Consider the following 25,497-nt stretch of genomic DNA (forward strand, 5'->3'; position numbering starts at 1 on the left):
ATTGTTGCAGTTAAAGCCCTGAGCAATAAACTGTGCAGGGCATCTTACTATATCATGCGGGACCAGATACCGTATGATGAAGCCAGACTGTTTGCTGAGTTTGGCTGCGGCAGGGAACCGACCAAGGGGTTGGCATCGAACCAGCAGGCCTGATTGGAAACTGCCGCAGCCGTTAAAATGGTTTTTATTACCTGATTCGCCTATGCCGTGAGCCTGTAAGGGGTTGGTTAACAACCATAAGGTCTGAAACAAACAATTAGCCACGGCATGGTACTGAAGATTTTCTGGGGTCCAGATGGACCAGGGGCCGTGTATCAAGCATTACGCTGATGCACACTCGCCTTGAACCCGATGGGTGACTGGTGCGGATCAATAAGCCGCAAACCAACACGCCGAAATAACAGGTGCAAACCAGGAATAAAGGCCGTAACTGTTGGACTGACAATAACCGGAGTAAGAGCAGTCAAGGAAAAAGGAAACTTTTTTCACAGGGGAGGTGTTTTTTTCCTTGACTGGCCCTTTAATGGGTGACCCCTTCTTCTTTCTGCCCCCCCACACCTATTTGAGGAAAAAGGTCAGGGAGGCGCCGCAGGCAGTGAGAAATGCACACAGAAAAAACGCCGGGGAAAAACTGCCGAACGCGTCGGCCAGCATGCCTGCCAGCATGGGTCCGACAATCTGTCCGGCCCCGAAGAACAGGGTAATGAACCCGAACGCCCGGACGGCCAGGCGGGGGCCCATATAGTCTCCCACGGCCGCGGACATGATGGTGGGAATGCTCCACACGGCCAGCCCGAAAATACCGATGGAAACATACAGAAACGGCAGGGACAGATTGGCCCCGGCCAGGGCATAGGAAATCGTGAACAACAGATACACCCCGATGATGGTGATTTTCCGTCCCATCCGGTCGGACAGCCACCCGAACAACGGACCGGAAAAAATGGACAATGCCCCCACGGCAGCCCAGAACGTGCCGGCCGTGCCTTCGCCGAATCCTCGCTCATCCACCAGCGAAGTAACGATAAACGTGGCATACACCACATAGGTGGCACCGAAAAACAGATAAATACACCCCAGATGCACCATGGTCCATCGATGCGGGGATTTGGAAGCAGAAAAAGTGCTGGCCGGGGCATCATTTTCCGTCGCCGGGACCGGATCGGGCCGCCCCACCGGGTCCAGGCCCATGTCTGCCGGATCATTTCTCAACAGCACGGCACTGATGACGGCCACACCCAGAGAGATCACCCCGATCACCAGCCATCCGGTGCGCCACCCTTCAGGTCCCAGGTCCGCGTTGATCCAGGGAACCATCAATCCGGAAAATACGATGGCCAGGCCGTTGCCAGTGAGCATGAGTCCGGCGGCCCGGCCCCGGGTATCTTTTTTAAACCAGTGGGAAACCAGGCCCATCAACGGCACATTGGCCAGGCCCGACCCCACACCGGTCACGACATACAGCACCATGAGCGGCACAAATCCGCCGGACCGGCTCATGCCCAGAATCGATCCGCCCACCAGAACCAGCCCGAATGCAATGGTATTCCGGGCCCCGATGCTCCGGGCCACCACACCGGCCAGGATCACGGAGGCCATGTATCCGGCAAAATTCCCCGTGCCGATCAGGCCCATCTGGGAATAGGACAATTCCAGGGAAAGCCCCATGGAGGGCAGCAGCATGCCCAAAGCGAACCGGCCCAGTCCCAGGCAGGAAAACAGGACCATGGTGCCGGTGAAAACAATCATCCACCCGTAGTGCAACGGTTTTGTCATGCAACGCTCCAATCGGGGTCAGTAATAACGACAATAACGCAGGCCTGACCCCGTTCTCGTTTCTACTTTCGGGGCTGGGGCAGTACCAGGTTAAGTAACACCCCCAGGATACCGGCCAGGCCGATGCCCTGGAGCTGAAACTGGCCGGCGGAAAAACTCATGCCGCCAATGCCGAAAATCAGGATCAGGGCCACAATGGCCAGGTTCCGGGCTTCCATGAGGTCATCCCCGGATCTCACCAGGGTATTGAGACCCACCACCATGATGGCACCGAACAAAAGCAGCATGATCCCGCCCATGACCGGGGTGGGAATGGTCTGGAGCAACGCCCCCAGCTTGCCTACAAACGCCAGCAGGATGGCGGCGATGGCGGCCCAGGTCATGATGGCCGGGTTGAACACTTTGGTCAGGGCCACGGCACCGGTCACTTCAGAATAGGTGGTGTTGGGGGGTCCGCCCAGCACCGAGGCGATACTGGTGGCCACGCCGTCCCCGAGCATGGTGTTTTTGATGCCCGGGTCCTTGAGATAATCTTTGCCCGTCACCCCGGATACGGCCACCACATCCCCGAAATGTTCAATGGCCGGGGCAATGGCAATGGGCACGATATAAAACACGGCGGCCAGGTTCCATTCCGGAAACGTGAACGCCGGCATGGAAAACCAGGCGGCCGTAAACAGCGGTGAAAAATCCACAAACCCGAAAAACAGCGACAGCACATACCCCACGGCAATGCCGCACAGAATCGGGATCAGCCGCAGAATCCCCTTGCCCAGGATGGATACCAGAATCGTGGTGGCCAGGGCCGCCAGGCCCACGATCATGGCGGAGGTCTGGGGAAACAGCACCATGGCGCCGTCCCCGGTTTTACCCATGGTCATGTGCACGGCCACCGGGGCCAGGATCAGCCCGATCACCATAATGACCGGTCCTGTGACCACGGGCGGCAGCACCCGGCGGATGGCATCCCCGCCCTGCCACCGTACCAGCAGGCTCAAAATGATATACACCACCCCGGCCGCCGCCAGGCCGCACATGGTTCCCGGGATTCCCCAGGTCTGGACCCCGTAGATGATGGGCGCGATAAACGCAAAGGATGAGGCCAGAAACACCGGCACTTTCCCTTTGGTGATCACCTGGAACACCAGGGTGCCCAGCCCGGCCGTGAACAACGCCACATTGGGGTCCAGGCCCGTGAGCAGCGGGACCAGGACCAGTGCCCCGAACGCCACAAACAGCATCTGGGCCCCTAAAAAACAATCTTTAACCTGAAAATGATATTCCGTGGATGATGAACTGGATACAGACATAGGTTGCTTCTCTTTCATAGTTTTAAAATGCGTTGGGAATCAATTTTAATGTAACAGGGTTTCAGGACATAATTTATTTGGTGCCGAAAATCTTGTCTCCGGCATCGCCCAGGCCCGGCAGAATATAGCCCACCTCATTGAGACGCTCGTCCACGGAAGCCGTGTAGATGTCCACATCCGGATGTTTTTCTTCCAGCCGGGCAATGCCTTCCGGGGCCGCTACCAGAAACAACCCCATGATTTTGGTGCACCCGGCCTGTTTGAGCAGGTCAATGGTGGCGATCAGGGTGCCGCCCGTGGCCAGCATGGGGTCCAGGATCAATGCGATACGCTCTTCCATGGCGGATGCGGTTTTGACGTAATACTGCACCGGGGTCAGGGTCTGTTCATCCCGGTAAAACCCCACCACGCTGACCTTGGCCGAGGGGATCAGGTCCAGGACCCCGTCCATCATGCCCAGTCCGGCCCGCAGAATCGGCACAATGGTGATTTTCTTCCCCTTGATCCCTTCGATCTCCACCGGACCGGCCCACCCTTCCACGGTTTTCTTTTCCGTGGCCAGGTGTTTGGTGGCCTCATAGGTCAGCAGCCTTGCCACCTCGGAGGACAACTCCCTGAAATCCTTGGTGGAAATATCTTTTTTGCGCATGAGCCCCAGTTTATGCTTGATGAGGGGATGGTCCCCCACAAAAACAGCCATAATATCTCCTTTATCAAATATAGTTGGGTATGGATGAAGACAAGTTCTGCTTTAATTATTAAAATCCGGGAATCGAGTCAAGAGCATTGGATGAGATATTGCAATAATTGTTTTTTTGTGCACAATAAGGCCCATGACCCAATGGCCTTTCATGGATGTGGCAGTGACCCTGCCGATGCCCCACAGCTTTGTGTATGCCGTGCCGGATTATCTGTCCGACACCTGCCGGCCGGGCATGCGGGTGCTGGTGCCTTTTGGAAAACGCCGGGTCACCGGATATATCCTGAAAGGCCGCAAAGACAGCGGAGACTATACCGCCAAAAAAATCTTGGATGTTCTGGATGACCATCCGTTGTTTCCGGAAAATGAAATCCCTTTTTTCAGGTGGGTGGCGGATTATTATATGCATCCTCTGGGCGAGACCATCAAAACGGCCCTGCCCACGGGGCTGGAACGCCGGGATGTGGCCCATGTCCGGACCACGGAACAGGGCCGGATGGCACTGGACACCCCGGGCCTGTCCCCGGTGGAATCCCGCATCCTGACCCTGGCGGACACCCGGCAGGGCATCAGCCGAAAGCAGCTGTTCAATACCATGGATTCCCCGTCTCTGCGGTCTCTGCTCAAAAAAATGCAGGACAGCGGATGGCTGTCAGTCACTGCCGTGCTGAAAAAAGAAGCCGCGTCCGCGCGCCTGGAAAAATTCATTTCCCCGGGAGAAAAACCGCCGGACCCGGCCAAAAAATTGTCATTGAAACGGCAGCAGATCCTGTCCATTGTGGCAGAAAAAAAAGAGATCTCCCTGACGGCCCTGCGAAGCCAGGTGCCCACGGCCCCGAGGCTGGTCAAACTGCTGGCACAGGACGGCCGGGTCACCATCACCCAGCGCCGGGTGTGCCGGGATCCTTTCGGGGACCCCGTGGAACCGGACATCCCGCCGGAACTGACTTCGGAACAGGCAAATGCGGTGAACACAGTCCTCAATCACCTGGACCAGGGGTTTGTGCCCTATCTGCTGGCCGGGGTGACCGGGTCCGGCAAAACCGAAATCTACCTGCGTCTGGCCGCCGATGCCGTGGCCAGAGGAAAATCCGCCCTGGTGCTGGTGCCGGAGATCGCGTTGATCTCCCAGACCGAACGAAGGTTCCGGGCCCGGTTCGGGGAACAGATTGCCGTGATCCATTCCATGCTCTCCCAGGGAGAGCGCCTGGACCAGTGGCACAACATCGCCACGGGCAAGGTATCCATTGTCATCGGGGCCCGGTCTGCCATTTTTGCGCCGTTTGACAACATCGGCATCATCATTGTGGATGAGGAACATGACGGGTCCTACAAACAGGAGAACGGGTTGCGGTATAATGCCAGGGACCTGGCCGTGGTCAGGGCCCGCATGTGCGATTGTCCCGTGGTGCTGGGATCGGCCACCCCGTCGGTGCAGATTGCACACAATGTCCGGACCGGGCGGTTTCAGCAGCTGGATCTTCATCACCGGGTCAATGACCGGCCCCTGCCGCAGATCACCTTGGTGGACCTGAAAAAATACAATGATGCCCCGCCCATGGACCGGATCATCACTCCGGAACTGGCCAAAGCCATCCGGACCTGCCTGGAGGCGGGCAACCAGGCACTGATCTTTCTGAACCGCCGGGGATTTGCCTCGTTTCCCGCATGCAGCGCCTGCCATCAGCCGCTCCAGTGCCGGCACTGCGATATCACCATGACCCTGCACTTGAGTGCGCACGTGTATAAATGCCATTTGTGCGGGTTCTGTCTGCCGGAATCCACGGCATGTCCTTCCTGCGGCAAAAAAGCCGTGAAAAATTTCGGGTTCGGCACGGAAAAAATCGAAACCCTGCTCAAAACCATGTTTCCCGACGCCCGGCTGGCCCGCATGGACCAGGATTCCACGGCCAGAAAAGGCAGCGCTCTGGCGCTGCTCAAAAGCATCCGAAACCGCACCGTGGACCTGATCGTGGGCACCCAGATGCTGGCCAAAGGACATGATTTTCCCGCCATCACCCTGGTGGGCGTGATCTGTGCGGATCTGTCCATGAATCTGCCGGATTTCCGGGCCGGGGAGCGGACCTTTCAGCTGCTGGCCCAGGTGGCGGGACGGGCCGGCCGGGGCGATGTACCGGGAACCGTGATCATGCAGACCTACAACCCGGATCATTTTACCATCGAGGCGGCCCGGCGCCAGGATGTCACTGCATTTTATAACCGGGAAATCCCGTTTCGCAAAGCCCTGAAATACCCGCCCTTCACCCGCATGATCCTGGTGAAGCTGTCCGGCCCCGAAAAAGAAGCCGTGGAACAGGCCGCACTTCAGGCTGCAGCCATTCTTTTGCAGCTCAAAGACGCCACACCGGAAATGGCACAGACCGTGGATATCTTAGGCCCCATCGAGGCCCCGATTCCGCGGATTTCCTCCCGGTTCCGGTGGCAGCTGCTGATCAAAAGCCCGTCGTTTCATCAGATCAGCGTCCTGGTCCAGGCATTGCAGAACCATCCGGATATCACCCGCCGTCGCACCATCTCTTTGGGCATTGACGTGGACCCCTATTCTTTGATGTAATCCGATCATTTACCGCCCCCCAAGTCTGCAGATTATTTTACCACGAAGCGCACGAAGAACACGAAGGTATAAATCATTTCAGAAAATGAATTTATCCGACGTCGAAATCAGTTGAACATTGAGTTGTTCTCTGCTATGAAAAAGCGGTAAAAACAGACCCAAACCAAATTTATAATCATAAAAGGAGATGCAACCAATGAAAATCTGCTTCAGGTCGATATCGCTGCTGGTCTTTCTGGCCATGGCCCTGGTTTATGCCCCGGTGGTCCAGGCGGAAACAGCGGATTCTCCGGAAGAGGTGGTCAAAACCTTTACCCACAAATTTTTCATGCTGGATGAAGATATGGCTGATTACCTGAGCCGGGAAGCACTTTACAATGAAAATGACGTCAACCGCGTGGCCATGTACTTCCGGCTGCAGGAACAGAACGCGGCCCGGCGGGGGCTGGAAATGGATTATCTGAAAATGCGCCCGTTGCTCATAAAAACCCGGGTGGTGGAACAGGATGAAGATACCGCCGTCATCGAGTTGTCAGCCGTCATGGTCCGCAGCATCAATCCCCTTTACCGGATTGTGGGATATGTCTTCGGGTTGATCGAAGAACATGAATTTGAGACCACGGTCACGGCAGTCAAAGAGGACGGCACCTGGAAAGTGGGTCCCGGCGGATTTCCTCTGCCGGCCTGATCAGATTGCTGCATGCCGCCGGCGCCAACGACAATAAGCAAAGCCTGATCTCTCATTTCAAAAGGGCCACATCCGCAAGAAATTTTGTGACCACCTGTTTCAGGCAAAGGTTCCAGGCCCGGGCCAGGGTATCGGAACGATTTTCAGATGCCGGTTCAACGGCGCTGTAGACCTGATTGATCACCGGCATGAACCCGGCGTCGGTCTGTTTTTCAAGCCGCAGCCGCAGCGTCATGACGGCCCGGGGATGTTTCGGGTCCTGGATATCGGCATACAGGTGCGTAATTTTTCCGGACAAACGAAACGCGATTCGATCCGGCTCACTGGTCGGCACCTGCCGGAAGAAAACCGAGCCATCCAGCGATTCCTGAACCGCATCCGAAATCATCCGGGCCGGAGAAACCATGAATTTATTGTAATAATCATTGGTGAACCGGTTGTCAGATACTTTGTAAACAAAAAAACTGCTTTCAAATTCAGCAGAAATATCGAACTGACGGATCAACAGGCCCTGACCGGTTTCAAACCCGGCCGCAGTGCGGTTGATCCGGGGCGACTCAATCACAAACAGGCGGGTTTCCGGAAAATCCCGGACAATCCCGGCGCATCCTGACAGCAACAACACACCCGCCAGAACAACCACTCCGGTTGCAACAGCCCCACAGATCCAGAACGGTTTCATCTTCCCCCCTCAGAAGGTTCTTTCGGCGGTTTGGGCGGCCTTTCCAGCAGCAGGCGGGCGGGATATCGCCGGATTTCCAGACTCATCTGCTTCAGATTTTCAGACGTGTGTTCAAAATTACTGATGGTCCGGTTGATGGTGTCACTGTTGAGCCAGACCAGGTTTTCCAGCATGGCGATCGTGGTGTTCAGGCTTTCCATGAGCCCGTCCACCTGTTGAGACAGCGCCGTGAGCCGGGTGTCGGTGCGCGCTTCCAGATTTTGTGTCAATGTTTTAGCGCTGGCTGCGGCATGGCCCAGGTCTTCGAGGGTCTGATTTACAGGGTCCCGGACATCGGTCACCAACGTCCGAAAGCCGCTGAAAGATCCTTTGACGTCCTGGATCATGCCACGGAAATCCGGAGATTCAAGGATTTCAGACAAAATGCGGCTGGTGTTCCGGACCTCGTCCATCATGGCTGAAGTCCGCTGGGAAATCCCGGCCATATCCAATGCCGCGGTTTTTTGATTCAATGTTTCCAGCAGTTTTTCCAGGTTGCGGGTCATTCCCATGACATTGATCTCGGTCAGGTTTTCCAGAATCAGGTTCATTGCATCCCCCAGACGCTTGATACTGCTTTTCCGGGACGGGATATACAGGTTGTCCGGGGTCCAGGTAATGTCAACCGGATCGCCAATGTTTGGCAGATAATCGGTTTCCAGATATGCGGCCCCGGTAATGCCCTTGAAGCTCAGATACACGGTGAGTCCTTTGTCCACGGCCGCTTTGACCGCGTCTGCCGGGTCCTGGTTTCCGTTGGCGGGAAACGCGTCCAGATCCAGGGCAAACACCACCAGCACACACTGGGACTGGGCCTGATACACTTTGACCGGCGTGGTGATGGCTTTGACCGTGCCGATGCGTACGCCCTTGTATTTGACTTCAGATCCCACATCCAGCCCCTGGACCGACTCGTCAAAGCAGGATTCGGCCAGGATCTCTTTTTTCAGAAATTCTCCGGCCCCGAACATGAGGAGAAACCCGACGCCCAGGCAGAAAGCCGCGATCACGAACAGGCCGAGTTTAAAATAATTGGCATTTTGGGTCATGGTTTTTTCTCTTTTTCAGGGTCCCGGTTGAAAAACCGGTACGCGTATTCGTTGGCGGGATCCGCTTTCAGGTCTTTGGGATGGCCTGTGGCGATGATCCCTTTTAATTCTTTTTCCAGTATGATGGTGTTGTCGGCAATGGTAAGAATGCTCTCCAGTTCATGGGTGACGATCACAAACGTGATGCCCAGGGTCTGGGCCAGATCTTTGATGAGCAGATCCAGCTCTGCGGAGGTCAGCGGATCCAGACCGGCGGACGGTTCATCCAGAAACAGGACTCCGGGATCCAGGGCCATGGCCCGGGCAATGGCGGCCCGTTTTCTCATACCCCCGCTTAATTCGCCCGGCAGCAGATGGCTGTGCCGGATCAGATCCACCAGCCCGAGTTTGGCCAGGGCAAGGGTTCTGGCGGCTGCATCGGACAGGGCCGTGAACGCGGTCATCGGCAGCATGATGTTCTCCAGCACGGTCATGGAGCCGAACAATGCCCCGTTCTGAAACGCCACCCCGATCTGCCGCAGCAGCCGGGTCCGTTCCTTTCCCCGGGCCGCCACCATGTCCTGACCATGAATCAGTACCTGGCCGGACACGGGCGGCAACAGCCCGATCATGTGCTTGAGCACGGTGCTCTTGCCGCATCCGGACCCGCCCAGGATCACAAAGATCTCTCCTTTGTTGATGTCAAAGGTCAGATCCTCCATAATGGCCTGGCCGTCATACCCGGCAAACAGGTGCTTCACTTGTATAATCGGTTCTTTCACACATCCAACACATAGTAAATAATTGAAAAAATTCCGTCAAACACGGCAATGAGAATGATGGACGACACCACGGCCCTTGTGGCGGCCTCACCCACGGCGGACGGCCCCTGACGGGTCTGGTATCCCCGGATGCATCCCGTGGCGGCAATGAGCACCCCGAACACAAAGCATTTGATCATCCCACCCACAAAATCCCCCCAGGACACAAATCCCACCACCTGGTTGTAATACGCGGAAAACGGATGCCCCATGGACAGAATCACCACGGCCCCTCCCAGGATTCCCACCAGGATGGCAAACACCGTGAGCAAAGGCGTCATCACCGTAGAAGCGATCACCCGGGGCAGGATCAGAAACCGCACCGGTTCCAGGCCCATGATGGTCAGGGCATCAATCTCTTCATTGATTTTCATGGTACCGATTTCTGCGGCAAACGCGGACGCAGACCGCCCGGCCAGGACAATGGCCGTCATCAACGGCCCCAGTTCCCGGACCATGGCCAGGCCGATAAGATTGGCCACATAGATTTCCGCGCCGAACATTTTCATGGGAATGGCGGACTGAAACGCCATGACCAGGCCCACAATAAAGCTGATCAGGGCCACAATGGGCAATGCATTCACCCCGGCCTGTTCCGCCACCCGCCACGTTTCACCCCACCGGATCCGGTTCGGGCGCACCAGGCTGGTACCGAAAAACCAGCAGATCTCCCCGAAAAACGCAATATAGTTTTTAACATCCTCCCAAAATTCGGCCAGGCTTTGGCCCTGGTTTGCCACAAACATCCGGATGCGGCCGGCAGGCGGTGCCGGGGCCGGTTCGGTAAGCTCATTCCGGGAAATCCGTTCCACCAGGGTGGCAGCGGCCGGGTCCAGTCCGGTGGTGCGGATGGATTTCAGGTTCTGTTCCCGGGCCGTCCGGTCAAGATGGACCACAAACGCGGCACCGGCCATGTCAAAATAGGTGACCCCGGACAAATCCAGGGTCAGGTCTGTCCCGGCATGGGTACCGATGCCGTCACAGGCCTTTTCCCATATCTTTGCAATGCCGTCGGCGTCCATGCGCCCGGAAAAAACAAGGGTCCGGCCCGTATCGGTGTGATTGATGTTCAGCTCAGTCACAGGATTCCCGGCCCACCGTGATTGTGACCCACTCTGCATCCGTGTCCCGGGTCAGTATGGTCAGCCCCTGCTGTTCCAGGGCTGTTTCCACATCCGGCAGCCGCTCCAGGATGATCCCGGAAAGAACGGCTCTGCCATCCGGGGCCATGCGTAGACGGATATCCGCCATAATGGCCACCAGGGTCTGGGCAATGATATTGGCGGCAATCAGGTCATATGGTGTGGGATCCATCTGATCCAGGGGGCCGGTACACAGGTGATACTGATCAGCAGACACCTCATTTTTCTCCAGGTTTTCTTTTGCCACAGCCACGGCCGCCGGGTCTGTGTCAATTCCCGCCATCCGGGATGCCCCCAGTCTGGCGGCGGCAATCATCAGAATCCCCGACCCGCACCCCACATCCAGAAATGTCTGTCCAGGGGTAAGTTCGGCCTGAATCTGCTTCAAGCACATGCAGGTGGAAGGATGGGTGCCGGTCCCGAACGCCATGCCCGGATCCAGGTGGATCACCAGATCATCGGGTTTTGGATCAAACGGCTTCCAGGCCGGTTTCACCACAATGCGGTCTGTGATGCGTATCACATGAAAGTACGCTTTCCAGGCATGGGCCCAGTCCTGATCCGCCACGGTTTCCGTCCGGACAATCACATGGATGCCGTCCTGTGCCAGTGCTTCGGCCCGGCAAATGAGCTGTGCCAGAATTTTATCCGCATCCAAAGTTTCAGGCAGATACCCTTCAATGCGGTTGCCGTCGGGCACCATCGGCGTGGGCGTGCCGAACCCTTCGTCCGGTTCCGCTAAGGGCAGATGACACACCACGCCGTTGACACCGGATGAAAAAAACATGTCACAGATCAATTCTTCGGCCAGGGCCGGATTGTCTGATTCAAACCCGGCAATGATTTTTCGGTATTCCATGTGACTGCCCTGAGGATGTTTTTGAATCGGTTCTTGAATTTTTCATATGAAAAGATTATTTTTCATATTTTTGGCAAAGTCAAATTGTATTTTACACAAAACCATTTCCGGCCCTATGAAAAACCCGTATCAAAACTTGGTGATCCACTATTTTGAAGGCATGCTTTCCCTGGACACGGATATCTCATCTGATCCGCGGTTTCTGGGTCTCTGGCAGGAACAGGGCACCTCGTTCGTGTTTTTTTCCCAACCTGTGCCGGATCTGGCTGACCGGATAAAAACAGACAACCCCGGCGTCGAGTTCAAAGATGTGTATGACATGACCTGGGAGCAGTGGCACGGAGATGCCGTTCACCCCTATGATGTGGCGGATTTCTGTATTTTTCCGCCCTGGGAGGTTCCTGAACACATCCATGGAAAACGTCCGGTCATGATGGATCCGGGCGTGGTGTTCGGCACGGGGCTTCACCCCACCACCCATGACTGCCTGGATCTCATTTGCCGGGTGTGTGCATGTGAACCCGTCCACACGGTGCTGGATATCGGCACCGGTACGGGGCTTCTGGCCTTAGGGGCCGCGGCCATGGGATGTGACCGGGTTTTGGCCTGTGATTTCAATCTTCTGGCAGTGAAAACCACCAAAAAAAACATCGCCCTCAACCACTGGGACGACCGGATACTGGCGTTTCAGGCCAGAGGCGAAACCACTGTGGACCTGCCCTGTGATCTGCTGGTGGCCAATATTCATTATGATATCATGCGGCAGTTGCTGGACAGCCCGGAATTTGTTAAAAAACCCCGGGTCATTCTGTCCGGGCTGCTGCGGTCCGAGGCCCGGGACGTGGCTGCGGCCCTGGAAAAAAAACAGATGACCATTCTGGAGCACCGAAGCCCGGACGGGATCTGGCACACGTTTCTGGCCCGTCCCCGGGCAGACCGTCCCAAACACGCCCCGGTCCGCAGTACCGGCTCAATTTCCGGAACCGCAAAGGAATGATCCCCTCCCATGTCCCATGATCCTGCATTTGTTTTCCGCCAGGCCCTGACCCGGACCACCCTGGGCGCTGTGATGATCAGTTTTTCCGCGGTATTTGTCAAAATCGCCCAGGTGACCCCCACGGGGTCTGCATTTTACCGGGTGTTTTTCGGCGGTTGTTTTTTGCTGATCATCCTGCTGGTCCGCCGGCAGATGCAATGGTACGGGTGGCGGTTTCTGAAGCTGGCGTTGATCACGGGCCTGTTCTTTGCCCTGGACCTGTATGCCTGGCATCGCAGCATCCAGTATGTGGGGCCGGGACTGGCCACGATCCTGGGCAATTTTGAGGTGTTCATGGTGCCGGCCGTGGCGTTTGTGATTTATGGTGAAAAACCCTCGGTCCGGCTGCTGATTTCCATCCCCCCGGCCATGATCGGGCTGTTCATGATCGTGGGCACCCCCTGGGGCCAGCTGACACCGGATTTCCGTCTGGGCATTTACTACGGCATTGCCACGGCCGTGTTCTACACGGGTTTTCTCATGGTGTTCCGGCGGATGCAGTCCGAGGCCGACAGCCCGCCTGTGGTGTACACCCTCATGGTGGTGTCCTTTGCCACGGCCCTGTTTCTGGGGCTGGAAATGGTACGCAACGCAGAATCGTTTGCCATCCCGGACATGCCGTCTCTGGGCGCCCTGGTGGGGCTGGGCCTGATGTGCCAGACCCTGGGCTGGTTACTCATCGGCCATTCTCTGCCCAGAATTCCGGCGGCCATTGCCGGGCTGGCCCTGCTGCTCCAGCCCTCATTGTCCTTTGTATGGGATGTGCTGTTTTTCAACCGGGAGACCTCGGCCATGGCCTGGACCGGGGTGGTGCTGGCCCTTTGCGCCATTTATATCGGTACCACCAGCAGCCGGACATGAAAAACGGCCTGACTGCGGACGGACAACGCTGAAAAAGCGCCTTGTCCCACGGGCACACCGGGTGTTGACACCGGCCAAAACCCGGTCTATAAGAACCCATGGCCCAGTTCACCCAAAGTGAAAAAGATGTTTTCCGCACGGCCCCGTTTTTCAAGGGTGTTCCGGCAGATGTGGTGTTCCGGCTGTTTGACATCGGAGATGCCGTCCATTTCCCCAAAAACACCCATGTGTCGGCGATCGGGGACACGGTGGATCCGGTTTTTTTTGTCATGTCCGGGCTGCTGCGAATCAGTGCGTGTGCGGAAAGCGGCCGACGGATCACGTTTCTGCTGGTCAAACGGGGAGAACCCTACAACCTGCTGGGCCCTTATCTGGACTGCGGCCGGTTCCTGGAAGCTGAGGCGGCCCGGCCCACCCGGTGCCTGCGCATCCAGGGCAATCAATTCATGACTTTTGTGACTGACCATCCGGTCATCGTTCCCAATATCCTTCGATGGATCGGCATCGGTCTGGACAGTGCCAACTCCCGGATTTTGGATCTGATGGAAAAAAAAGTGGAAAACCGGGTGCTCCGGGTGCTCAGCACTTTGTACGAAAAATTCGGGACCCCGCTGCTGTTCACCAGCCAGGAAATATCGGAAATCGCCGGTACCACGCCGGAATCCACCCTTCGAACCATGGGCCAGCTCCGGGACATGGGCATCATCACCACCCAGCGGGGACAGATCCGGATTCATGATCCGGCAGCCCTTAAAAATATCGAATTCGGCAGCCTGAAAATCTAAATCCCTCTTTTTTCCCTTTTTTTGATAAAAAAGCCGTCAACATGACGGCCGTCATGGATGTGATTGTAAAAATCCTGTTTTATGGAGGACAAAAGAATTGTAATCCGTAAAAAAGGAAAATACACCATGACCCCATATGATATCGTTATAATCGGTGCCGGCCCTGCCGGCCTGACTGCAGCCATCTATGCCGTCCGGGCCAACATGTCCGTGCTGATCGTGGATCAGCTGGCCCCGGGCGGCCAGATGGTGAATACCAATGAAATTGAAAACTACACCGGCACGGGCCGCATCAACGGGGCCGAGCTGAGCATGAAAATGTATGAACACACCCAGGAACTGGGGGTGGCGTTTGACTACAAAACCATCACCGGCATCACGGACAACGGCCCTTTCAAAATTCTGGCCAGTGAAGAAGATGACACAAAAATTGTCACCCATGCCGTGATCATCGCCACCGGCACCATCCCCAGAAAACTGGGCATCTCCGGTGAGGACCGGTTTGCCGGGGCCGGGATCAGCTGGTGCGCCATCTGTGACGGGGCCCAGTACCGGGACAAGGATGTGGTGGTGATCGGCGGGGGCAACTCCGCCGTGGAGGAATCTTTGTATCTGGCCGGCATTACCCATTCTTTGACCATTGTCACCATGTTCGATCTCACGGCCGATCCCAAGGTGTGCGGACAGCTCCGGGCCCTGCCCAATGTCACCATCTATCCATATCAGGAAGTGCTTGAATTCACCGGACAAGACGCGCTGGACGGGGTGCGGTTCAAATCCACGAAACAAGATCAAAAAGAACGCCATGTCCACTGTGACGGGGTGTTTGAATACATCGGCCTGGAACCCACCTCCAATGCCTTTGGACACCTGGGCATTCTGGATGACATGGGATTCATTCAGGTGGATGAAGATATGCAGACAACGATTTCCGGCATATACGGGGCCGGGGATGTGACCGTGAAAAAACTGCGGCAGATCGTGACCGCCTGCTCCGACGGTGCCATTGCCGCCAACAGTGCGGCCAAATATGTGGAAAAACTCAAAGGCGAGACCACGCCTTGATATAACAACGTCCGGATAAAACATTCCGGCTCAATACCCATGAAAAGGAGAAACCATGATTCAGGAACTGGATACCAACGGATTTGACCAGCTGGACAAATCCGGGTCCATGATGGTGGAATTTTATTCCAAAGTCTGCGGCCCCTGCAAAATGCTGGCGTTTGTGCTGCGCGATATCGACAAGGCCAAGCCGGATTTTCCCATCTATACCATTGATTTTGACGAAAACAAGGAATTAAAGGAACGCCTGGGCGTGAAGGGGTTTCCCATCATGCTGTTTTTAAAAGACGGCGAAGAGGTCAACCGGATCACTGGATTACAGCAGAAACCCGCCATTGTCAAAGCCATTGACGAGATTTTATAACCCCGCCGTGACCCGGGGTTCTCTATACGGATCAAAGATAAAAGGAGATTTAAGACCATGAGTAACAAAGTACGTTATGAAAGTTACGACCATCTGATCACCCGCCAGGCCAACGCAGAAAACCAGTTTCTGACGGATTTTGAAAAACAGACCTACACCATTGACACCCCGTTTGTCGTGCACAACCCCTACCTGATCAATCCGTTGTGCGCACTGGTGATGTTTAAAACCACCCAAAAGGTCGCACCCACGGTGACCGTATGCGGCAAACGGTTTGAAAGAGAAAACCTGCCCCACACCTTTGCAGCGGACACGGTGCACAAGCTGCCGGTCCTGGGGCTGTATGAAGATTTTGCCAACCAGGTGACAATCTCTTTGCCCGACGGCACATCCAAACAGATCACCATCCAGACCGGAAAACTGCCTGAAGATGTGTGCCGGTGCCTGAACGTGATGACTTCCGCCGATTATCTGGAAGACAATTTCATGTTTCTGACCCCGGCCGGCAAAAACCTGCCCACGGCTTACGACTACAAAGGCGATATCCGGTGGATGCTCACGGAAAACACCATGTTTGACATCAAACGGGCTGCCAACGGCAATATTCTCACCGGTTCCAGCCGGTTCTGCCGCATGCCCTACAATTCCACGGGCCTGATCGAACTGGATATGCTGGGCAAAATCTACAAGGAATACCGGCTGCCCGGCAACTACCACCATGATCACTTTGAAATGGAAGACGGCAACCTGCTGGTGCTGACCCAGGATTTCACCCGGGATACCGTAGAAGACATGTGTGTGCTCATTGACCGCAACACCGGTGATATCCTCAAAACCTGGGATTACAAGACCTTCCTTCCCCAGGATGTGGCCGGTTCCGGGTCCCAGGATGCCCATGACTGGTTCCACAACAACTCGGTGTGGTATGACAAGCCCACCCATTCTTTGACCTTTTCCGGCCGGCACCAGGATGCTGTGGTGAACATCGATTTTGATTCCGGCAGGCTCAACTGGATCGTGGGAGACCCGGAAGGCTGGCCTGAAGAGATGGTAAAAAAATATTTTTTCACCCCCGTGGGGGATGTAAAGAATTTTGACTGGCAGTATGAGCAGCATGCGGCCCTGATCACGCCGGAAGGGGATGTGATGTGTTTTGACAACGGCCAGTACCGGGCCAAGAACAAAGACAATTATATCAAGAACCGGGACAATTTCTCCAGAGGGGTGAGATTCCGCATTGACACCGAAAAAATGGAGATCGAACAGGTGTGGCAGTACGGCAAGGAGCGGGGCCAGGAATTTTTCTCTCCTTATATCTGCAATGTGGAGTATTATGCAGACGGGCATTACCTGATCCATTCCGGCGGGATCGGATTCAAGGACGGCTGGGCCGACGACGGGCTGGGCGCATTCCTGGATCCCAAAGACCCGGCTGTGGAGCTGCGGTCCGTGACCGTGGAGGAAAAAGACGGGGTGGTGCTGTACGAACTGGAAACCCAAGGCAATTTCTACCGGGCGGAAAAACTGCCCATCTACCATGACAAAGACAATGTGCGGTTCGGTGCGGGTCAGCTGCTGGGACAACTGGATGTCACCCCGGAATTTGACACCGTGCCCGATGCTCAAGAAGTCAATGAACAGCCGGATGCCTGGCACAATGTGGTGATCGAAGAAGATGAAGACCGCATGGTGTTTCACGGCCGGTTTGAAAGAGGCACCCTGGCCATGATCTGCCTGGAAGGAGATGCCGACAGCCATCATTATTTTCTCAACACCTCGGCGGTCGTGCATCTGGCCATGTGCTCGGGCGCGTTTCTGGAAGACGATGACCGGGAACTGAAACTCAACATCAGCAAACAGGGTTTGAAAGGAAAATACCAGATCAAGCTGATCATCAACGACAAGAAATTTGACACCGGCGTTTCCATTTTCTGTCCGTAAAAGTCAACCTGAAAAAAGGAGACCGTTTTATGCAAGCCGACAACACCATTGCCGCAGACGGCGGCAACGTCAGGGCTTCCCAGGAGGCTGCGGCCGGAGCCGACCGCAGCCCGGCGGACAGAAAGCAGATGATTTACTGGGCGGTCATTGTGATCGCTCCGCTGCTGGTCATGATGGTGCCCACGGGAGAGACCTTTACCCCGGTGATCCGGAATTTTCTGGCCATCACCCTGTGTGCCATCCTGATCTTTGCCTTTGAAACCCTGCCCCAGATGATCCCGGCCATTCTTTTGCCCGTGGCCTATGTGGTCGCGGGGATCGCCCCGGAACAGGCGGTATTCGGACCCTGGTCCACCAGTGTGCCGTGGATGTTCATGGGCGGGATTCTCATGGCCAACTGCCTGGAAAGCGCAGGGCTTTTGCGGCGGGTGGCCTACTGGTGCATCATCAAGACCGGGGGGACCTACAACCGGATTTTATACGGCATCATGTTCACGGGCATCATCCTGAACCTGCTGATCCCGGCCCAGGCCGTGATCCCGCTGGCTGCGTTCACCTACGGCATCTGCCTGGCCCTGGATCTGGGCCGGTCCAAAGAATCGGCGGGCATCATGCTCACCGGTGCCATGGCGGCCCTGACACCGCTGTATTTCTTTTACAATCCCAATTTCAACATCATTGCCGGGGCAGGCATCACCGTATATGATGTGCCCATGACCTGGTTTCTGTATCTGTTTCACAATGCGCCCATGATACTGTGGTCGTTTTTCTGTGTATTTCTGATCACAAAAATATTCAAGCCGTCCAAAGAGATCAACTGCAAAGCCTATGTCAGTGAGGCCTATGACAAACTCGGAAAGTTGACATCCAAAGAAAAAAAAGGATTGTTCGTCACGGTGCTTCTGGTGATTTTCCTGATGACCGGAGGGCTGCACCACATCAATATCGGGTGGGGTTTTGCCGTGGCCGGGTGCCTGATGTATCTGCCGGGCATCCGGGTAGGTACGGAAGACGACATCAAACGGATCAATTTTTCCCTGCTGTTCTTTGTCACGGCATGCATGGCCATCGGGGCCGCATCCAATGTGCTGGGCATCGGGAAAATTATTGCCCAGTATTCCACACCCATGATGGAAGCCAGCGGCAGCATGTTCACACTGGTGCTGGTCTGGGTGTTGAGTGTGGTGTCCAATTTCATTATGACACCGCTGGCCATCTGGGCGGCATTCACCGCACCCCTGGCGGAAATCGCTTTGAGTGTGGATATCAATCCGTTCTCTTTTTACTATGTCATTAATATGGCCACCAACCAGATCATTCTGCCCTATGAATATGCGCTGGTGCTGATTTACTTTTCCTTCGGCCTGATCCGGCTGCAGGATTTCGTGAAATTCTTCAGCATTAAAATGATTTTCAACCTCATTTTTATCGTGGTCATCATGATCCCCTACTGGAAGTTCATCGGCCTGATCTGATTTTCATCCAGCCGCCGCCTCTGTCATTCTTGTGGACGATCGGGGCGGCGGCTGTTACAATAAGGCCATGCAAAAATCCATTCTACTGACCATATTGTCGGCCATTTTCATTGTTTTTGTGGGCATGGGCATCATTGCGCCCATTCTGCCCATATATGCGGAAGAGCTCGGGGCCACCGGCTTTGCTTTGGGCATCATCATGGCTGCTTACGCGGTGAGCGGCGGACTGCTGCAGCCGTTTGTGGGCACCCTTTCGGACCGGTACGGCAGAAAACGGTTTCTCATTGCCGGGCTGATCATGTTCGGGCTGACCGGATATGTTTACACGATTGCCGGATCCGTCACCCAGCTGGTGCTGATCCGATTTTTCCACGGGGCTGGGTCGGCCCTGATTTTTCCCATTGCCATGGCATATATCATCGATGCATCGGCCGAAGACACAGTGGGCAAATACATGGGCTGGTTCAACATTGCCATTTTCACCGGTATCGGGGCCGGACCGGTGCTGGGCGGATTTTTTCTGGATCTGATGGGAAAAAACGCCGGGTTTTATGCCATGGCCCTGCTCAGCCTTGTTTCAGCCGCCCTTGTAATCGCCATTCTTCCCGGCCGGGACCCTTCCAGTGTCACTGAAGCGCCGGTGCGCATCTTTTCCCTGTTCCGGCGGATGATGCAAAGCCGGCGGGTGCGGGGCATTCTGCTGGCACGCATGGCCACCATGATCATCATGGTCCCCACCTTTGCGTTTCTGCCGCTTTTGATGACCCGGCAGATGGGCGCCAGCGGATCTGAAATTGGAATGGTGATCGCCTGCCGCACCCTGGTCAATGCCATATTCCAGGTGCCGTTCGGAAAGCTGGCCGACTCCCGGGATCAGAACCTGCTGCTGCTGGCCGGCACCGTCTTGATCGGCGTCACCATGTGTTGTGTCCCCTTTGCCACAGGCTTTGTTCCCCTGCTGCTTCTGTTCGCGGTAATCGGCCTGGGCGAGGCCATATCCTGGCCGGCCATGGGGGCGCTGGCCGCCACAGAAGGAAAAAAATTCGGTCAGGGATCCATGATGGGGGTGTTCAACATGGCCATGAACCTAGGGGTATTTATCGGGGCCATGGGGGTGGGCGCACTGGTGGATCTGTTCAGTATTGACTGGGCGTTTTATGCCGTGGGAATTGCGCTGATTCTCTGTGCTGTGACGGCTGCGGCCATGATCAAAAATCCATCCGTGCCAATTGAAAATAACTGATATTTCAATAAAATGACGGCAGCCCGCTCAGCCTTTCAGGCCGGGCGGGCTGCCGATTTTACGGGTATGTGTCTGGGGTTATTCCAGCTCGCCCCGCTCTTCCAGCACCTTTTTCAAGGTGGAAAGCGCCGTATTGGCCGCGGGCACCCCGCCGTAGATACTGGTCTGAAAAATCACTTCCGCGATCTCTTGTTTTTTGCATCCCACGTTCAATGCCGCGTGAATATGCAACGCCAGTTCCTCGGGTTTTGACAGCACGGTTAAAGCCGCCACTGTAATCAGCTGCCTTGTGGTATGGGGGATCTTTTCTCTGGCATACATCTGGCCGGTGATGTACAACGACATGTCTTTTGCCAGGTCTTTGTCAAAGAACCGCCACAGGTTGTAGGGCTTGTCTTCATCCTTGACCGTGGAAAAGTACAGTTTGGCCGTTTCTCCGGTTTTTTTCGCGATCTCTTTCGGGTCCATGGGGCCCTCCTTTACCGGTTGGCTTTCCGGACTCCCAGCTGATCCAGGGCAATGATCCATTTGCAGATATTGGCAGACCCTTCCACCATGGAATAGGTGGGTGCGTCTCTGTAGAACCGGGCGACCGGGTATTCTGTGGAATATCCATAAGCCCCCATGATCCGCATGGCATAATTGGAGGCCTTGGTGGCCACTTCCCCGGCCAGGTATTTGGCCATGGCCACATCCAGACCGTTGTTAAGCTGACCATTGTCCTTGGCCACGGCCGCTTTATAAACCACCAGACGGGCCGCTTCAATTTCCGCGGTCATCTGGGCGATCATGTCCTGGTTCATCTGGAATTCACCGATTTTCTTGCCGAACTGTTTTCTTTCGCTGCAATACTTGGTGGCTTGATCCAGGCAGGCCTGGGCCAGGCCCACGCCGCCGGCCGCCGCAGACAGCCGGGTCTGGTTCAGGGAAGAAAAAACGATCTTGGCGCCGTCACCGGGTTTGCCCAAAAGGTTTTCCTTGGGCACCTTGACGTTGTCTAAAAACAGTTCCCCCGTGGGAGAGGAATGAGACCCCAGTTTTTCCAGGGCAGACGTTTTGATGCCGGCAAAGTTCTGGGGTTCAATCACAAATGCAGACAGCCCCTTGGAACCGGCAGACTTGTCGGTGTACGCATAAAAGAGCAGGCAGTTGGCCACATGGGCATTGGAGATCCAGGTCTTGGACCCGTTGATCAGCCAGTGGTCGCCTTTGTCTTCGGCCGTGGACGCCATGGCCATGACATCAGAGCCCGCATCCGGCTCCGTGATGCCGAACCCGCCGATATATTCGGCCGTGCACAGTTTTTCCACATATTTTTTGCGCACTTCTTCATTGCCGTACTTGTAGATGGTGTAACCGCAGCCCAGTTCCTGCATGTTCACCTGGACCCGCAAAGAAGAGGACACCCGGGCCAGCTCTTCGGTGATGATCATGGCAGCCAGAAATCCGTTGTCCATGCCTTCTCCGCCGTATTCTTCCGGAATCACGGTACCGAAACAGCCCAAGTCCCGTCCCAGGGGCCGCATGGCTTCCTCGATGGGCAGGTAGTGGTTGGCATCCCATTCATCCGCATAGGGTTCAATCTGTTTTTTGGCAAAATTTCTGATCTCTTTCTGGATCATCTGAAGGTCTTTGGGTAATGTAAAATCCATGTTGTCTCCTTAAAAATTTACATATGTTGGGGTATAGGGTTATGATGGGTGACGGACTGGCCCATGGCCCGGGAAAAGGCCCGGGCTGCATCCATCAATACGTTGATACAATAAGAAAAATGGGTTTTGTCCCGGGTCCGGATTTCCGGAACGGCCAGACTCAGGCTGGCCAAAATCCGTTCCCGGTAATCAAATACAGGGGCACTCACGGACCCGATGCCCGGCGTTCGTTCCCCGAGGCTGACGGCATAACCCCGGAGTACGATTTTTTTCAGCTCCGCAGTCAGCACGTCTTTGTCCACAATGGTGTTGTCCGTCATGGGGGTCGGGGAAATGCTGTCAAAATATTCCTGTTGAAACACTTCCGAGGAAAACGCCAGCAGACATTTGGCCGATGCCCCGGCATACAGGGGGGACTGGTTGCCCACGGGCATGCCTGCTTTGAGCACCCGTGTGGATTCTATGGAGTCGATACAGATGCGCAGGTTTCCCTGAATCACGTTCAGGTAAACGGTTTCATGGGTCTGCCTTGCCAGTTCTTCCAGAAACGGCCGGCCGATGCCGGTCAGGTTGTTGGAATGGTTCAGGTTTTCCAGAAACCGGTAAAAGATATTGCCCACAAAATACTGCCGGGTTCTTGCATCCTGGCGGACAAACCCGTAGGATTTCAGAACGGTCAGAATCCGCTGGACCGTTGCCGGACTGAAACCCAGTTCGCCGGACAATTCCCGGATACCCCAGCTGGCCTTGATATCCTGGAATTTGAGCATGATTTCCAACGCTTTTTCAATGGCATTGAGTTTTTTGGTTTCCGTTGGCTTTGCCGGCGCTGCTTTCTGTGTCACAGGAATGATTTTATCCGTTGGTTTGTTTTACAGGTTAAAACATCGTTTCATATAACGAGTTAGCTAATCAAAAAATACCCCCCCTTGTCAAGAAAAAAGTTGATTAAATTTATGATTAAAAAATTGCTTGACAAACCCGCGTCATTCTTTCTATCTTAATTGACAATAGAACAGCGTTTTATGATATGAAACAAGCTTGGAAGGAAGAAGAGTTTTTATTTTCAGGCAGTTACAATAAAATTAAACAAAAGTTTCAGATGAAACCGCAACATTTTTTTTATGGTTGTCCGGCCGTGTATCCCAATGAATTCAGTGAATACACGGCCGGAAAAAATTATTCAATCACGACCATTACCTGGTTGGTGGCGACTTTGTCATCCACATTGACGGTCACTTCCTTGACCGTGCCGTCGATGGTGGCCGCAATGGGATTTTCCATTTTCATGGCTTCCAGGACCAGCATTTCCTGGCCTTCTTCAACCGCATCACCGGGTTTGACAGATACTTCGATGATGGTTCCGGGCATGGGGGCTAAAATCTCAGTGCTCATTCAGATCTCCTTTGCTTGGTTTGTTTGCATGATTGAACAGGTTGTTGACGTCATGTCAGGAAAACAGCAGCCAGCCTTTCATCAGACCGGTTGCTTTCGGTTATTTTCAATTCTATACTTAATGAAAATTTTAAAGTCAAGTGTGTATATTTGCCGGTGGATGCAGCTTTGTGCCAAGCCGATACCGGTGAAAACCTAATAATAAAATTTCTTCAGGAGTCTTTTATGCGACAGTATTTTGAAAAAATGGAACCCTTTGGCAAGGAACTTAACAAAGGGCAGTTGAAAAATTCGGCCAAAAATGTCCAGCAGGTGGAAGAGGTGGAAGCCGGCATTGACGCGGAAGTGGAAAAAGTGAAAAACGCGGGCATGCCCACTGAAAAAATCAATGCCCGGGGCAGCATGACCGTGTGGCAGCGCCTGGAATACCTGGTGGATCCCGGCACCTGGCATCCGCTGCACACTATTTTCAACCCGGAAGACAATGAAGAAGGCACCACCAACGTCATTGACGGCCTGGCCAAGATTTCCGGCAAATGGGCCGTGGTGATCGGGTTTGACAACAAGGTCATGGCCGGGGCCTGGCTGCCGGGTCAGCCGGAAAACATCTTCCGGGCCACCAATCTGGCCAAACGCCTGAACATTCCCCTGGTATGGCTGGTGAACTGCTCCGGGGTGAAACTCACGGAACAGGAAAAATTCTATGCCAACCGCCGAGGGTCGGGCACCACATTCTACCGCCATGCCGAACTGGAGCAGCTGGGCATTCCCGTTCTGGCCGGCATTTACGGCACCAACCCGGCTGGCGGCGGATACCAGGGCATCAGCCCCACCATTTTGTTTGCCCACAAAAACTGCAACATCGCCGTGGGCGGCGGCGGGATTTTAAGCGGGATGTCCCCCAAAGGCCATTTTGATCTGGAAGGCGCGGAACAGCTGATCAATGCCGCCAAACAATATACAAGCAAACCCCCGGGATCCGTGGAGGTCCATCACGATCACACCGGATTTTTCCGGTATGTGTATGAAGAGGAAAAAGGGGTTCTGGACGGGCTCAAGGATTACATGAAAGACATGCCCGCCTACAATCCCAAATTCTTCCGGGTGGCTGAACCCAAAGAACCGGCATTTTCCGCCGAAGATGTGGCCCGCCTGATTCCGGTCAACCAGAAGCAGATCTATGACTTCCGGCAGGTGCTGTCCCGCCTGGTGGACGGCAGCGAACACATGGAATACAAACCCGATTACGGCCCGGAAATCTACACAGGCCTGGTGAAAATGGACGGATACCTGGTGGGTATCATCGGCAACAACCAGGGCTGGCTGGGGGAAGGATACCCGGAATATGCGGATTATCCTGGCATCGGCGGCAAGCTCTACCGCCAGGGCCTGATCAAAATGAACGAGTTTGTCACCCTGTGCGGCAGAGACCGGATTCCCTTGATCTGGTTCCAGGACACCTCGGGCATCGATGTGGGAGATATCGCGGAAAAAGCCGAACTCTTAGGCCTGGGTCAGTCATTGATCTATTCCATCCAACAGACGGACATCCCCATGATGCTGATCACCCTGCGCAAAGGCACGGCCGCAGCCCATTATGTCATGGGCGGTCCCACGGCCAACCGGCACAACGCCTTCACCTTAGGGGTTGCCACCACGGAGATCTACGTGATGCACGGGGAAACCGCGGCGGCGGCCAGTTATTCCCGGCGCCTGGTCAAGGAAAAAGATGCGGGCCGTCCTTTGGAGCCCATCATCGAGAAGATGAACACCCTGGCCAAGGAATACCACGACAATTCCAGACCGGCCTATTGCGCCAAACACGGGATGGTGGATGAGGTGGTGAAGATGAAGGAACTGAGAAACTATCTCAAGGCCTTTGCCGGATGCGCCTACCAGAATCCGAAATCCATCTGTCCCCAGCACCATCTGATCACCCCCAGAATCATCCGGGGATAATCAAATCCTGAACCGGGATATGGACACGCACACCGGTCCGGTATATGATATTTCACATATGCCGGACCGGCACCTTTGAAAACCTGCATTAGACACAGGAG

At 55.0% G+C, this 25,497-nt stretch carries 23 protein-coding genes; 11 read left to right on the plus strand and 12 right to left on the minus strand.

Annotated elements, in window-relative coordinates:
- Positions 1–558: 558 nt before the first annotated feature.
- The 3 genes from DPO_RS13685 to upp all read right to left on the minus strand — a co-directional run bounded on the left by DPO_RS13685 (position 559) and on the right by upp (position 3,786).
- A complete protein-coding gene (locus DPO_RS13685) occupies positions 559–1,776 on the minus strand; it encodes an MFS transporter (RefSeq protein ID WP_006966604.1) in 1,218 nt (405 codons plus the stop codon).
- A 62-nt stretch (positions 1,777–1,838) separates the two neighbouring features.
- Positions 1,839–3,086: a uracil-xanthine permease family protein gene (locus tag DPO_RS13690; RefSeq protein WP_006966605.1), complete on the minus strand. Its 1,248-nt coding sequence runs from the start codon at positions 3,084–3,086 to the stop codon at positions 1,839–1,841.
- Between the two features lie 73 nt (positions 3,087–3,159).
- On the minus strand, positions 3,160–3,786 hold the full coding sequence (gene upp, locus DPO_RS13695; protein WP_006966606.1) for a uracil phosphoribosyltransferase: 627 nt from the start codon (positions 3,784–3,786) through the stop codon (positions 3,160–3,162).
- Positions 3,787–3,919: 133 nt separating this feature from the next.
- Here upp and priA point away from each other — a divergent pair, with 133 nt between their 5' ends.
- The gene (gene priA, locus DPO_RS13700; RefSeq protein WP_006966607.1) at positions 3,920–6,361 is read left to right on the plus strand and encodes a replication restart helicase PriA; all 2,442 of its coding nucleotides are present in this window, start codon (positions 3,920–3,922) and stop codon (positions 6,359–6,361) included.
- Positions 6,362–6,557: 196 nt separating this feature from the next.
- Positions 6,558–7,049, plus strand: a complete 492-nt coding sequence (locus tag DPO_RS13705) for a hypothetical protein (RefSeq protein WP_006966608.1) — start codon at positions 6,558–6,560, stop codon at positions 7,047–7,049.
- A 52-nt stretch (positions 7,050–7,101) separates the two neighbouring features.
- Here the strand turns inward: DPO_RS13705 and DPO_RS13710 are convergent, their stop codons facing one another.
- From DPO_RS13710 to prmA, 5 genes are read right to left on the minus strand one after another with little or no spacing between them, the layout of a single operon-like run.
- Positions 7,102–7,731 carry a hypothetical protein gene (locus DPO_RS13710; protein WP_006966609.1) on the minus strand — a complete coding sequence of 210 codons (630 nt, stop codon included), beginning with the start codon at positions 7,729–7,731 and terminating at the stop codon, positions 7,102–7,104.
- Positions 7,728–8,819, minus strand: a complete 1,092-nt coding sequence (locus DPO_RS13715) for an MlaD family protein (RefSeq protein WP_006966610.1) — start codon at positions 8,817–8,819, stop codon at positions 7,728–7,730. The genes DPO_RS13710 and DPO_RS13715 overlap by 4 nt, the downstream gene beginning before the upstream one ends.
- Entirely contained in the window at positions 8,816–9,580 is a 765-nt protein-coding gene (locus DPO_RS13720) for an ABC transporter ATP-binding protein (protein ID WP_006966611.1), read from the minus strand. Before DPO_RS13720 ends, DPO_RS13715 begins: the two co-directional genes overlap by 4 nt.
- Positions 9,577–10,701, minus strand: a complete 1,125-nt coding sequence (locus DPO_RS13725) for an ABC transporter permease (RefSeq protein ID WP_024333035.1) — start codon at positions 10,699–10,701, stop codon at positions 9,577–9,579. Before DPO_RS13725 ends, DPO_RS13720 begins: the two co-directional genes overlap by 4 nt.
- Entirely contained in the window at positions 10,694–11,620 is a 927-nt protein-coding gene (gene prmA / locus DPO_RS13730; RefSeq protein WP_006966613.1) for a 50S ribosomal protein L11 methyltransferase, read from the minus strand. Before prmA ends, DPO_RS13725 begins: the two co-directional genes overlap by 8 nt.
- 139 nt (positions 11,621–11,759) lie before the next feature.
- Here prmA and DPO_RS13735 point away from each other — a divergent pair, with 139 nt between their 5' ends.
- The 8 genes from DPO_RS13735 to DPO_RS13770 all read left to right on the plus strand — a co-directional run bounded on the left by DPO_RS13735 (position 11,760) and on the right by DPO_RS13770 (position 20,390).
- Positions 11,760–12,617 carry a 50S ribosomal protein L11 methyltransferase gene (locus DPO_RS13735; protein ID WP_236609965.1) on the plus strand — a complete coding sequence of 286 codons (858 nt, stop codon included), beginning with the start codon at positions 11,760–11,762 and terminating at the stop codon, positions 12,615–12,617.
- A gap of 9 nt (positions 12,618–12,626) precedes the next feature.
- Positions 12,627–13,517: a DMT family transporter gene (locus DPO_RS13740; RefSeq protein ID WP_006966615.1), complete on the plus strand. Its 891-nt coding sequence runs from the start codon at positions 12,627–12,629 to the stop codon at positions 13,515–13,517.
- Between the two features lie 98 nt (positions 13,518–13,615).
- Positions 13,616–14,302 (plus strand): Crp/Fnr family transcriptional regulator, encoded by a 687-nt coding sequence (locus DPO_RS13745; protein WP_006966616.1) that lies wholly within the window; start codon positions 13,616–13,618, stop codon positions 14,300–14,302.
- A 126-nt stretch (positions 14,303–14,428) separates the two neighbouring features.
- Positions 14,429–15,367 (plus strand): NAD(P)/FAD-dependent oxidoreductase, encoded by a 939-nt coding sequence (locus DPO_RS13750; protein WP_006966617.1) that lies wholly within the window; start codon positions 14,429–14,431, stop codon positions 15,365–15,367.
- 55 nt (positions 15,368–15,422) lie between these two features.
- Positions 15,423–15,731 (plus strand): thioredoxin family protein, encoded by a 309-nt coding sequence (locus DPO_RS13755; protein ID WP_006966618.1) that lies wholly within the window; start codon positions 15,423–15,425, stop codon positions 15,729–15,731.
- Positions 15,732–15,788: 57 nt separating this feature from the next.
- Entirely contained in the window at positions 15,789–17,672 is a 1,884-nt protein-coding gene (locus DPO_RS13760) for an aryl-sulfate sulfotransferase (protein ID WP_006966619.1), read from the plus strand.
- Positions 17,673–17,701: 29 nt separating this feature from the next.
- Positions 17,702–19,147: an SLC13 family permease gene (locus tag DPO_RS13765; protein ID WP_006966620.1), complete on the plus strand. Its 1,446-nt coding sequence runs from the start codon at positions 17,702–17,704 to the stop codon at positions 19,145–19,147.
- Between the two features lie 67 nt (positions 19,148–19,214).
- On the plus strand, positions 19,215–20,390 hold the full coding sequence (locus DPO_RS13770) for an MFS transporter (protein ID WP_006966621.1): 1,176 nt from the start codon (positions 19,215–19,217) through the stop codon (positions 20,388–20,390).
- A gap of 78 nt (positions 20,391–20,468) precedes the next feature.
- On the opposite strand, the gene DPO_RS13775 is transcribed toward DPO_RS13770, so the two are convergent.
- From DPO_RS13775 to DPO_RS13790, 4 genes are all read right to left on the minus strand, one after another.
- Entirely contained in the window at positions 20,469–20,858 is a 390-nt protein-coding gene (locus DPO_RS13775; protein WP_006966622.1) for a carboxymuconolactone decarboxylase family protein, read from the minus strand.
- An 11-nt stretch (positions 20,859–20,869) separates the two neighbouring features.
- Complete coding sequence (gene acd, locus DPO_RS13780) at positions 20,870–22,042, minus strand: glutaryl-CoA dehydrogenase Acd (protein ID WP_006966623.1); 1,173 nt, start codon at positions 22,040–22,042, stop codon at positions 20,870–20,872.
- A gap of 17 nt (positions 22,043–22,059) precedes the next feature.
- Positions 22,060–22,887: an IclR family transcriptional regulator gene (locus tag DPO_RS13785; RefSeq protein WP_006966624.1), complete on the minus strand. Its 828-nt coding sequence runs from the start codon at positions 22,885–22,887 to the stop codon at positions 22,060–22,062.
- A 334-nt stretch (positions 22,888–23,221) separates the two neighbouring features.
- Positions 23,222–23,437, minus strand: a complete 216-nt coding sequence (locus tag DPO_RS13790; protein ID WP_006966625.1) for a biotin/lipoyl-containing protein — start codon at positions 23,435–23,437, stop codon at positions 23,222–23,224.
- Between the two features lie 225 nt (positions 23,438–23,662).
- Between DPO_RS13790 and DPO_RS13795 the strand changes: the two genes are divergently transcribed.
- Positions 23,663–25,396 carry an acyl-CoA carboxylase subunit beta gene (locus DPO_RS13795; RefSeq protein ID WP_006966626.1) on the plus strand — a complete coding sequence of 578 codons (1,734 nt, stop codon included), beginning with the start codon at positions 23,663–23,665 and terminating at the stop codon, positions 25,394–25,396.
- The last annotated feature ends 101 nt before the right edge of the window (positions 25,397–25,497 follow it).

It is taken from the genome of Desulfotignum phosphitoxidans DSM 13687 (assembly GCF_000350545.1).
Lineage (GTDB): Bacteria > Desulfobacterota > Desulfobacteria > Desulfobacterales > Desulfobacteraceae > Desulfotignum > Desulfotignum phosphitoxidans.